General features: G+C 68.2%; 12 protein-coding genes. 3 read left to right on the top strand and 9 right to left on the bottom strand.

Annotated features, from left to right (window positions below; translation table 11 throughout):
- Positions 1-245 precede the first annotated feature (245 nt).
- On the bottom strand, positions 246-647 hold the full coding sequence (locus VGB24_RS13675; protein ID WP_331073505.1) for a DUF6941 family protein: 402 nt from the start codon (positions 645-647) through the stop codon (positions 246-248).
- A gap of 46 nt (positions 648-693) precedes the next feature.
- Positions 694-1764, bottom strand: coding sequence for a hypothetical protein (locus VGB24_RS13670; RefSeq protein WP_331073504.1), 1071 nt, complete (start codon positions 1762-1764; stop codon positions 694-696).
- A gap of 166 nt (positions 1765-1930) precedes the next feature.
- On the opposite strand from VGB24_RS13670, the gene VGB24_RS13665 reads away from it, so the two are divergent.
- Positions 1931-2770, top strand: a complete 840-nt coding sequence (locus VGB24_RS13665; protein ID WP_331073503.1) for a TIGR00730 family Rossman fold protein — start codon at positions 1931-1933, stop codon at positions 2768-2770.
- 44 nt (positions 2771-2814) lie between these two features.
- On the opposite strand, the gene VGB24_RS13660 is transcribed toward VGB24_RS13665, so the two are convergent.
- Positions 2815-3177, bottom strand: a complete 363-nt coding sequence (locus tag VGB24_RS13660; RefSeq protein WP_331073502.1) for a four helix bundle protein — start codon at positions 3175-3177, stop codon at positions 2815-2817.
- A 98-nt stretch (positions 3178-3275) separates the two neighbouring features.
- Here VGB24_RS13660 and VGB24_RS13655 point away from each other — a divergent pair, with 98 nt between their 5' ends.
- Positions 3276-4436, top strand: a complete 1161-nt coding sequence (locus VGB24_RS13655; RefSeq protein WP_331073501.1) for a homospermidine biosynthesis protein — start codon at positions 3276-3278, stop codon at positions 4434-4436.
- 55 nt (positions 4437-4491) lie between these two features.
- On the opposite strand, the gene VGB24_RS13650 is transcribed toward VGB24_RS13655, so the two are convergent.
- The 5 genes from VGB24_RS13650 to VGB24_RS13630 all read right to left on the bottom strand — a co-directional run bounded on the left by VGB24_RS13650 (position 4492) and on the right by VGB24_RS13630 (position 7916).
- Positions 4492-4653, bottom strand: a complete 162-nt coding sequence (locus VGB24_RS13650; RefSeq protein WP_331073500.1) for a hypothetical protein — start codon at positions 4651-4653, stop codon at positions 4492-4494.
- 289 nt (positions 4654-4942) lie between these two features.
- Positions 4943-5482 (bottom strand): Panacea domain-containing protein, encoded by a 540-nt coding sequence (locus VGB24_RS13645; protein WP_331073499.1) that lies wholly within the window; start codon positions 5480-5482, stop codon positions 4943-4945.
- A 263-nt stretch (positions 5483-5745) separates the two neighbouring features.
- The gene (locus VGB24_RS13640) at positions 5746-6354 is read right to left on the bottom strand and encodes an HAD family acid phosphatase (RefSeq protein WP_331073498.1); all 609 of its coding nucleotides are present in this window, start codon (positions 6352-6354) and stop codon (positions 5746-5748) included.
- 3 nt (positions 6355-6357) lie between these two features.
- Positions 6358-7083 (bottom strand): SDR family oxidoreductase, encoded by a 726-nt coding sequence (locus VGB24_RS13635; protein WP_331073497.1) that lies wholly within the window; start codon positions 7081-7083, stop codon positions 6358-6360.
- 188 nt (positions 7084-7271) lie between these two features.
- Entirely contained in the window at positions 7272-7916 is a 645-nt protein-coding gene (locus VGB24_RS13630; protein ID WP_331073496.1) for a hypothetical protein, read from the bottom strand.
- Positions 7917-8428: 512 nt separating this feature from the next.
- On the opposite strand from VGB24_RS13630, the gene VGB24_RS13625 reads away from it, so the two are divergent.
- The gene (locus VGB24_RS13625) at positions 8429-9166 is read left to right on the top strand and encodes an SIMPL domain-containing protein (protein ID WP_331073495.1); all 738 of its coding nucleotides are present in this window, start codon (positions 8429-8431) and stop codon (positions 9164-9166) included.
- Positions 9167-9234: 68 nt separating this feature from the next.
- Here the strand turns inward: VGB24_RS13625 and VGB24_RS13620 are convergent, their stop codons facing one another.
- Positions 9235-10179: a DUF4249 family protein gene (locus VGB24_RS13620; RefSeq protein ID WP_331073494.1), complete on the bottom strand. Its 945-nt coding sequence runs from the start codon at positions 10177-10179 to the stop codon at positions 9235-9237.
- Positions 10180-10301: the final 122 nt, after the last annotated feature.

Here is a 10301-nt window from a genome sequence, read left to right as displayed (position 1 = left end):
TCGAATTCTCCCCCTCGCCCGCTTGCGGGAGAGGGGGCCGGGGGGAGAGGGCAGCCGAGGCATGCGCCGGAGCCAATCGAAACGCACCGGCCGACCAGAGCCCTCGCCCGGCACTCCGCCGCGAGCACCGGACTGGCTCCTCTCCCCCGTGCAGTTTGCGGGGGAGAGGCTGGGAGAGGGGGGCGCCCGAGGCACGCGCCGCGGCCTGCCCGACGCTCTCGATCCGGCCTCCTGCGCCTTCCCCCTTAATTCATCATCGGATCGTTCGCCGCGGACTGCACCAGGAACGGCGTTTCGTGCGGCTCGGCGTCGCCCACCGTCACCACGAAGCGGTACAGGCCCGCCTTGGGAAACTGAAGCCCCACGAGCGTGAACACCTGGTTGCTGGTGGTGAACTCACCCGCGGGCACGCGCGGCGCCATCATCTCGCCCCCCGCCTGGAAGAGCACCGTACCCTCGGGATCCAGCAGCTCCACGTTCACGGGAAAGCCCCGCCCGCCGTCCCCGTGCGCGGCCTCCACGCGAAAGGCGAACACCATCTTCGGGTGCATCACGGGAAATTCGGCCGCGGCAATGCGGTCGAAGATCCCCATCACGTTCAGCTTGCCTTCCTGGGAAACGTTGGCCTCGTCCGCCAGGATCGCCATCGGTATCCTCACTTCGCCCTCTTTCCGTTCTCGGGATTCGTTTGTTTCATCGGGCCTGCTGCGCCGGCGGGCAGCTGTCGTCGCCCTTGCGCACCCACATCGACGTGACCTTCGCCTCCTCGGGAAGCGAGTCGGGGGGCAGGCGCCGCGTGCTCCAATCAGCCGTCGCGGCCGTATCCAGTCCAAAGCTGATGCCCGGGGCCACGGGCGACCACAACGCCACCCCGCCGTCGCCCTGGCCGGTGCACAGCACGGCGTAGCGGGCGCGCAGGTCCGCCAGCGTGGCGCCGACGCCCACCCCCGCGCCCGTGCGCAGCCCGACGGTGTCGACCACGATCCGCGAGATCCGGTCGTTCGAAAGCACCAGGAGCACGGGATGCTTCGCCAGCGCCACGGCCAGCCCCTTCTCGGGCATTCCTTCCTGTCCGCGCCATGTCGTGTCGCGCGCCTCGGGGCACAGCGTTCGCACGTCCGAGGCCTTCATGTCCAGCCGTACGGGGCCGATGCCGTAGCGCGTGACCGACACGTCCTTGATCCCCCCGCACCCGCCCACCACCACGTCCGAGCCCGCGCGGATGCGGATGGTGTCCTGCGCGCTGACGAGCTCACGCTGGTCGGCGGCCGTCACCCACGCGCGCACGGGGAACGACGTCGAGGTGTCGCGCTCCTCCGAAAGTGGCGGACGGGGCGCAGGCGGCGTGCGGATGGCCTGCGCGAACTCGCCGCTCTGCCCCGGCGCCAGTGTTCCGATGGAAAAGATCATCCGCGTCCCCTCGCCGGACGACATCATCTCCGGCCCGGGCGTGCTGTTCGAGTTTGCGGCGGCCGAGTCTGCGCGGACGTCTACGGGAGAACCCACGAACAGGTTCAGCTTCGCGCCCGTCAGCGGCTGGTCCGTGCCGTTGACGACGGTGACGCGAAGGGTGTCCTCCTCGTTCCATGCCCAGTCGCTGGCCACGTACAGCCGCACCTCGACGTTCCGGGGGATGGTGCCAACGTCGATCTGCTCGTCGCCCTTGGGCTGCTCGCCCCCGTCGCGGCATCCCGCGGCCAGCGCCAGCCATGCTCCTATCGCAACCGCGCGTGCCGCCGCGCCGCGCCTCTCGATGATCCTCATCCGCCCCATCCGTCAGGTGTGTCGCCCGGTAGGCTCTCCGGGCGGAACAATGGCGCGCCGCGAGCCGCCGCGCGAGTCCCGCTTTTTGCGTGGACGGCGCGGGCGCTTATCTTGTGCCCCTTGCCGGAGCCGGTCCGGCGCCGACACACCCGTGCGTACACCACTGATGGCGGAACAGGACAACCCCACGCTGAACGTCGCGCAGCGCACGCGCACGTCCACCGAAGACGAGCGGCTGCTGCAGTCGCCCTCGGAGCAGCCCGAATCGCTCGACTTCACGAGGTCCGATCCGTGGCGGGTGCTGCGCATCATGGGCGAGTTCGTCGAGGGGTTCGATACCTTGGCGCGCATCGGCCCGGCGGTGACCATCTTCGGCTCGGCGCGCACCCCGGCGGACCATCCCGAGTACGCAGCGGCGCGCGAAACGGCGCGGCTGCTGGGCGAGGCGGGATTCGGCATCATCACCGGCGGCGGGCCGGGGGTGATGGAGGCGGCGAACCGGGGGGCGCGCGACGCCGGCGTGCAGTCCATCGGCTGCAACATCGAGCTTCCGTTCGAGCAGGGGATCAACCCCTACGTGGACGTCGCCATCAACTTCCGGTACTTCTTCGTCCGCAAGACGATGTTCGTGAAGTACGCGGAGGCGTTCATCATCTTCCCGGGCGGCTTCGGGACGATGGACGAGCTGTTCGAGGCGCTGACGCTGATCCAGACGGGCAAGGTGCGCGACTTCCCCGTGGTCCTGGTGGGCACCGCGTACTGGCGGGGGCTGATCGACTGGATTCGCGGCACCCTGCTGGCGGAGGGCAAGATTTCGCCGGAGGACGTGGACATGCTGGTGGTGACGGACTCGCTGGAAGAAGCGGTGCAGACGATCGTGCGCTGCTACGACGAGATTTCGGCCACGACCGGCAGGCCGCCCCGGCGCAGCAAGGCATCGCGGCTGGGCACGGCGGGCACGGCGGAGGGAACGCCCGCAGCGCCGGAGAAGGCAGACGGGCAGTAGGGAAAGTGCGTGAGTGCGTGAGTGCGTGAGTGCGTAAGTGGTTCTCACGCGCGGTCGATCGATGCCCGTAAGGCGGCGATCATTCGGCTGACCTCAACGCAACGCTCGTTCAGCATTCTGTGTTCGGATTCGGAGATGTGTTGGAGTTCCAGGGCCAAGTACAACTGGCTCTGTACCTCAGTGGCTGAACCACGCGCGATCGACAGGAACTGGCGAAGCTCCGCCCGGCTGTAGCGGCCGAAGCCTTCGGCGATGTTCGACATGGTCGAGACGGCCGCCCTGCGAATCTGATCACGAAGCCCCCAATCGCGGGTGAACGGCCCTTCGCTGCTGGAGCGATACACCAGGACGGAGAGATCACGGGCCTTCTGCCATACGGCAAGGTCTTCGAAACGCTTGACTCGCATGTATTCCAGACCTGGGGTGGGTGACGACTGGCGCATGGGAGCAGCCAAAAGGGCGGCGACTTCCGCACTAACGCACTAACGCACTAACGCACTTTCTTATGTCACGTTCCAAGTTCCTCTCGGGCCGGCGGATCGAGCCCACCAAGATCGTTCCCGGGTTCTCGGTCACCGACCTGGTGGACGGGACGTTCCAGGCGTACAACGCGGCGCGGCTCCGCGAGGGGTGCCATCTTCTCACGAAGAAGATGCTGGAGGACGACGTCACCGTCGGCGTAACGATGACGGGGGCGCTCACACCGGCCGGCCTGGGGATGAGCGCCGTGATCCCGCTGATCGAGGCGGGGTTCATCGACTGGATCATCAGCACCGGCGCCAACCTGTACCACGACACGCACTTCGGCATCGGGCTGGAGCTGCGCCAGGGCTCGCCGCAGATCAGCGACACCGTGCTGCGCGAAGAGGAGGTCGTTCGCATCTACGACATCTTCTTCGACTACTCCGTGCTGCTGGACACCGACGCGTTCTTCCGCAAGATCATCACGGCGGACGAGTTCCAGCGTCCCATGTCCAGCGCCGAGTTCCACTACCTGTGCGGCAAGTACATCTCGGCGCGCGAGCAGGAGCTGGGCATCGGCCGCAAGTCGCTGCTGGCCGCCGCGTACGAGCACGCGGTGCCCATCTACACGTCGTCGCCGGGCGACTCGTCCATCGGCATGAACGTGGCGGCCAAGGCGCTGCAGGGAAACAAGCTGATGTTCGACGTCAACGCCGACGTCAACGAGACGGCGGCGATCGTCCTGGACGCCAAGCGCAGCGGCGGCAAGTCGGCCATCTGGATCCTGGGCGGCGGCTCGCCCAAGAACTTCGCGCTGCAGACGGAGCCGCAGATCCAGGAGGTGATGGGCATCGACGAGCGCGGCCACGACTACTTCCTGCAAATCACCGACGCCCGCCCCGACACCGGCGGCCTTTCCGGCGCCACCCCGGCCGAGGCGGTCAGCTGGGGCAAGATCGACCCTGACCGGCTGCCGGATGCAGTCGTCTGCTACCTGGATTCCACGGTGGCGCTGCCCATCCTGGCGGCGTACGCGCTGGACCAGCATGCGCCGCGCACGCCCAAGCGCCTGTTCGACCGGCGTGACGAGATGATGGCGCGCATCACCGCCGAGTACGAGAAGTCCGAGCGCAACGAGAGCAGCCAGGAAACCGCCCGCGACCATGCCGTGCACGAGGGCAGCATGCTTGACCGCGACCGCTGATCGGCAGTCGCCGGGGGTGAACGGTGAACGGGGACGGCACGCGCGTCCCCGTTCGTCATTCTGAATGCGAAAGCATCTGTTCGACGAGGAACTTGGCCGCGCGTGCACGCTCGAATGTGGCGCGCCGTTCTGGTGTGTCAGCCGGTGGCGCGCGCATCTCCGCGAGAATCTCTTCGATGCCCTCCGGCGAGAGGGGCGGTGTCTTTCGAATCAACATCAGTATTGGCTGAGGGGGTAGGCGTTCGGAACGACGTTACGCGCAGCGCCGTAACCGTGTCTCCTTCGATCGCGAAGAAGACCTTGATGCCGGGTAAGCCCAAGGGCCTCCTGAGGACCAGCAAGCGGACGGCAGCGTCCTGCGTGGCGTAGCCCACGGTGAGGGGATCGTGCGTCAGGTACCACTCGATCGACATTACGACGTCACTCCAGTCGTATCCGACAGGACCGATCGCGGCCAGCTGATCAGCGACTTCGGGCGGAACGACCAAGGTTCCACAATCGCGCCTTCACGCCGCCCGGCGAGCGGCCCACTCGCGGCCCAGTTGGAGGGCGATGGCGTGATCTTCCGCCGACGGAGCTTCGTCCGAAATGAGGGCAGTCGGATACGGGATTGTCTCGCGATCGTTCGCGAGCTTCCATCCATCGAACCGGTGCGAGTGGTCGCTTACCTCCGTCGCGCTCATGCCCCAGAACTCACGGACGACCGAATCCACGCTCGCAATTTCATCGGTAGTGAACGCGCTGAGATCCACCGGGCGAAGGGCAACCGGACGCTTCTGTCGCCACCGCCCGTAACTCTGGTCGCGCACCGTCAGAGCGCCCTGGTCGACCAGTTCGTTCCGAATCACGACCAGCCGACGCGGTGCGGGTCCCCGGTCGAGCCGCATGTACTCCTGGCCGGTGATCGAGACGCCCGTGTTCGCGTAGAACAGGAAGTCGGCGTAGAACAGGATCTTGTTGAGCTTCGTCGATCCGTAGGCCGCGTCATCCTCACACCGCGCGGAGATGTAGAGGATCAGCTCGGCCAACTTCCGATTGTCACCCATACCGGCCTCTCTTGTCGTCACTCGTCAGCGCCCGCGTGCAGTCCGGTTCGTCCGGAACACAGGCAGACGATAGTGTTCCTGCTGTGCGGTTGTCAAGCGTGATGTTCAGCAATGACAAGGACTTGCGTGCCAGGTTTCATCGCGTCTGTGGCGTGAACGGAATGGTGGCGATGGTGCAAAATCGAGAACGGCTGCATCCCACTTGGGCATGCAGCCGCTCTGGCGGTGCGCGTCTGTGTCGCTAGTTATGCGGGTCCGGCCGACTAGGGATTCTTCCGCTGCCGCTTTCCACTCTCCGGATCGTCTCCGGAGGTGAGGTCGTCCTGGCGGATGTCGAGCGCTTCCAGGGCCTCGGCCGCGGCTTCGGCGCCGGCACCGTAGAGGAAGACGGGCACGCCGGCCTGGCGCAGCGCTTCGGCCACGTCGATGCGGTCCTCGAACGCGCACACCAGCTCGTACTCCCGCCGCAGCCGCGCCACCGCCTCGACCTTGAAGTATCCCGCCGGCCGGAAGTCGCCCCCGGGCCGCATCACCAGCGCGTCGTAGTCCGTCAGCCCATTGGCCTTCAGCCAGCGCTCCGTCTTGGGGCGCGTGTACTCGGGCCGGCCGGTCAGGAAGATGATGCGGATTCCCGCCGCGTGCATGGACCGCAGCACCTCCATCGAGGCGGCGATGGGCGGATCGGCGTCGATGGCGTCGAAGTACGACTTCCAGTCGCGCGCCCGCCCCTGCTCAACCTCCACGAAGTGCGCGCGCGCCTTGTCGTCGGAGAGCGTGCCGTCCAGGTCCCAGATCATCGCCCGCACCTTCGGCCCACGCCCGGCCTCGTCCGGGGGCTCCTTCGCCGGGCCGCCCTTCCCCTCGCCGGCCATCGCTCAGCGCTTGGGCGGGCGGCTCGGGCGAACCTCCACGCGGGACGGGAGGGTGCGCGGATTCATGGCCAGCAGGTCCATCACGATCTGCGCGATGTCCTCGGGCTGGATCTTCCACGCGTCGGCCTCGTTGGGCGTGTGGTCGTTGAAGTACGTCGCCACCGACCCGGGCATGATGTAGCTGGTGCGGATGTTGTCCTCGCGCACGTCCAGCATCATCGCCTCGCTGAAGCCCACGATGGCGAACTTGCTGGCGTTGTACGCCGCGCCACCCGCGAACGGGTTCTTGCCCGCCAGCGAGCCGATGTTGATGATCCACCCCGCGCCGCGCTTCCGCATGTGCGGGACGGCTTCGCGGCAGCAGTAGAAGACGCCGTTCAGGTTGGTTTCGATGATCCTGTGCCAGAGATCCACCGAGATCTGGTCCACCGGAGCAAACCCGCCCACGCCGGCGTTGTTGATGAGGATGTCGAGCCCGTCCGCCAGTTCCGCCGCCGCCGTGATCATCCGCTGCACGTCCTCGTAGCTCCGCACGTCGGCCTGCACGCCGATCACGGTGCCCGCTCCCAGCCCGTTCAGCCTCTCCGCCGCCGCCTTCACCTCGTCGGCGTTGCGGGCAGAGATCACCACGTTGGCGCCGGCCCGGGCCAGGTACTCGCCGATCGAGTAGCCGATTCCCTTGCTGCCGCCGGTCACCACCGCCGTCTTCCCGTCCAGGATCCCCGCCATCCGTACATCCTCGCCGTTTCCGTTGATCGATCGAGCGCACCTCCGCCGGTGCGCGGGGTGGCGGCTGGCGCAAGTCGCAGGCCCGGCAGCGTCGAGCGGAAGACCGTTCTCTGTATCTCTGTACCCTCGCAGTTGATTCAAACGCTTGGCGAGAAAGCGGGCGCCCGCGCCGGGCGTAAAAGCCGGCCTTACGGGATGCCCGCCACCTTGTGCGTCTGCACCGAAAGCCGCCACGGCGGGCCCAGCTGCATCACCGTCTGGATCACCTCGCCGTAGTTGGGCCCGCCCACCGCCGGCACGTCCACCGCCTGCAGGAAGTAGTGGCCGAACCGGGTTCCGGCGGCGATGCGGCGCACCGCGTCGGCGTCGGGGGTGATGCCGGGGACGGCGCCGCCGGTGAACAGCAGCTTCAGCTCGTCGCCCTCCTTCTGCGCGAACTCCGCCTGCTTGGGCGACACCGTCAGCCAGTCCACCAGCGAACGGTCCACCGGGCGCGAGCCGTTGGATTCCATGGAGATGCGGTAGCCGCGTTCCCGCAGCGCATCGGAGAGCGGGCGGTCCAGCTGCAGGCTGGGCTCGCCGCCCGTGGCCACCAGCAGCAGCCCCGGAACCTCCCCCCCGAAGCCCTCCCACGCCGTGCGGCGCACCAGGTCCAGCGTCTCGTCGAGGTCCAGCGTGTACTCGGCTTTCACCCAGTCGGTGTCGCACCACGGACACACGTCATAGCCCAGGTTGCACCCCGCGAAGCGAAGGAACACCGCGGGCATCCCCGCCTGCGCCCCTTCGCCCTGCAGCGTGGCGAACACTTCCTTGATCCCGTACTTCCTGGCCATCCGCCGTCCCGCCCGCGAGTTGCAGAGTGAAACCGCTTCATACGTCCGTAGTGCGGCCCCGTTCCCCTGGGATGAGACTTCGGGGCGAAAGCTGTGGGACAACGCCGCCCCACCTGTCCCCCCATGTCCCCGGCAATACCCGCCCAGATGCACCGCAAGGGGGGCTTAAGTCGTTTGATATCAACGATGTTGCAATGTGCCCCACCTTGGCCCCGCCCTTGCCCTTTGGAGAGTCGCTAGCGCCCGACAGGGCACAACGATCTTGGGGGGGACAGCGACGGTGGCCCGGCAGTTCTTTTCTCATCCGCAGCACCCATCCTACCTCGACTCGCCGCACCACGGCCCCACCTACGCCTCGACGCTGCCTTCCCCCCCCCATGGGCCCGGAGCCTCCCCGCTCCGGGCCCTCCCTTTTGTACCTGGCGCAACCTCGCCCCGCGTGGCAGGGTATCAACCTTTCCGGGCCGCCCTTCCGCGGTGATGGGACAGACCAGCGACATGGGAGGATGAGGATGATGAGGATGAGAGATGCCGGCCTGTTCGCGGCCGTGCTCGCGGCGAGCGCCGTGGCCGCGCCGTTCGCAGCCGCGCAGACGAATGAGCGCGTGATCCGCGTGACCGGCACGGGGCAGGTGCGCGCCGCCCCCGACCAGGCGACAGCGGACTTCGCCGTGGAAACCACGGGCGCCACCGCGCAGGCCGCCGCCGCAGAGAACGCGCAGCGGATGGAGCGGGTGATCGCGGCGCTGGTGAGGGCGGGCGTGCCCCGCGAGCGCATCGAGACGCGCGACTACAACGTGTTTCCCGACTACGACCCGCGCAGCATGGAATCGGGCGAGCCGCGCATCCGGGGCTACCGGGTGATGAACACCGTGTCGGCCACGCTGCACGACATCGCCCGCGTGGGACAGGTGATCGACGCGGCGCTGCAGGCCGGCGCCAACCGGGTGCACGGCGTGCGCTTCGGCCTGCGCGATCCCCAGCGCTTCCGCCAGCAGGCCATCGCCGACGCGGTCCGCCGCGCCCGCGCCGACGCCGAGTCCATCGCGGCCGCGCTCGGCGTGCAGCTGGGGCTCGTTCACGAGGCGCACACGGCCGAGTTCGGCATGGTGCCGCAGCCGCCGGTGATGTACGCCCGGGATGCGATGGCGAACATGGCCGAAAGCGCGCCTACCCCCATCAACCCGGCCGAACAGATGGTCCGCGCGTCGGTTTCCGTCAGCTACTCCATCGGCGCCACCCTGCACTGAAGCAGCGCCGGCCCGGGAGCGCGCTCCCGGGCCGGCGTTTCCCCTCTCCCCCGTCTCCCCCGGACTACTCAGCCGCCCTTGCAGAGCGGAACGGCGGCGCTGCCGCCCACCGTCATCCGGGCGGTGAGGGGAACGAGCGATCCGAACACTCCCACGCCGTCGCCGACCACGCTGGAAACGCGCACCTGGCCCGACGGGTTGAACGATCCCCCTCGGACGCCGTTGATGTAGTTGCGGTCCGCGGCGGAAATGGTCAGCACCAGGTTCAGTCCGTTGGGGAGGCCGCCCTGCAGGAAGCGCAGGAGGTCCTGGTCCAGGTTGAAGCGGTCGAAAACCCCGAACTCGTCCGGCAGCAGGGTGGTGGTGTCGCTGGACGACACCGAGACGCCCACGAGCTCCAGCGGATCGGCCGGCGGGGTAAACCCGCCCGACTGCGCGTGCGCCGAGAGGCCAAAGATGAGCAGCGGCGAAATGTACCCCCACGCCCCGCTCGACCGCGTCCACGTTACCGGCACCACGGTGCCCGACGGCAGCCGGCACTGCTCGCCCGGTACGCCGTTCGCGCGTTCGCGTGCGTCGAAGGGCAGCCCCACCAGCGAGAACGCCCCCGGCACCTGCGTGCGCCCGCGCGCCACCTCGCCGCGGGTGGTGGTCACCTCCAGGTCGTACGTCCGCCCCGGCAGCACCCAGAACCCCAGCGGCGCGGGGGTCGCGTAGCAGGTTCCCAGCGTTCCCCCGGGATTGCTGGGAACGTCGGGGATGCAGGCCGCGTTCGAGACCTCGTTGAACACGAACCGGGCCCCGTCGTCGCGGGTGACCACCACCTGCGCTCCGCGCTCGGGGGGGGCTTCGCTGGCGGCCACGGAGCGGTACAGGATCAGGGCCTGCAACGTCCGGTCGGTCCGCAGCACGCCCTGGACGACCAGGCGGTCCTGCCCCGGCGGCGTGGTGACGTCGGCGATGGTGCATCCCGTCAGGGCCAGGACGCAGAGTCCCGCGATCGGCCAGCGCATGTTCGTCCCGGCTGCAGGGGATAAGGTGCACGATCCCCCTAGTACCGCCGCGAATGCCCGGAGTTCAGATTGTCCGTCGGCTGATGCCGGGCATCGCTTTGCGCCGCAGCCATGAACCGACG

The organism is Longimicrobium sp. (assembly GCF_036399935.1).
Lineage (GTDB): Bacteria > Gemmatimonadota > Gemmatimonadetes > Longimicrobiales > Longimicrobiaceae > Longimicrobium.
Note: the sequence above shows the minus strand (reverse complement) of the source record. Positions and strands in the feature narration are given on the sequence as shown.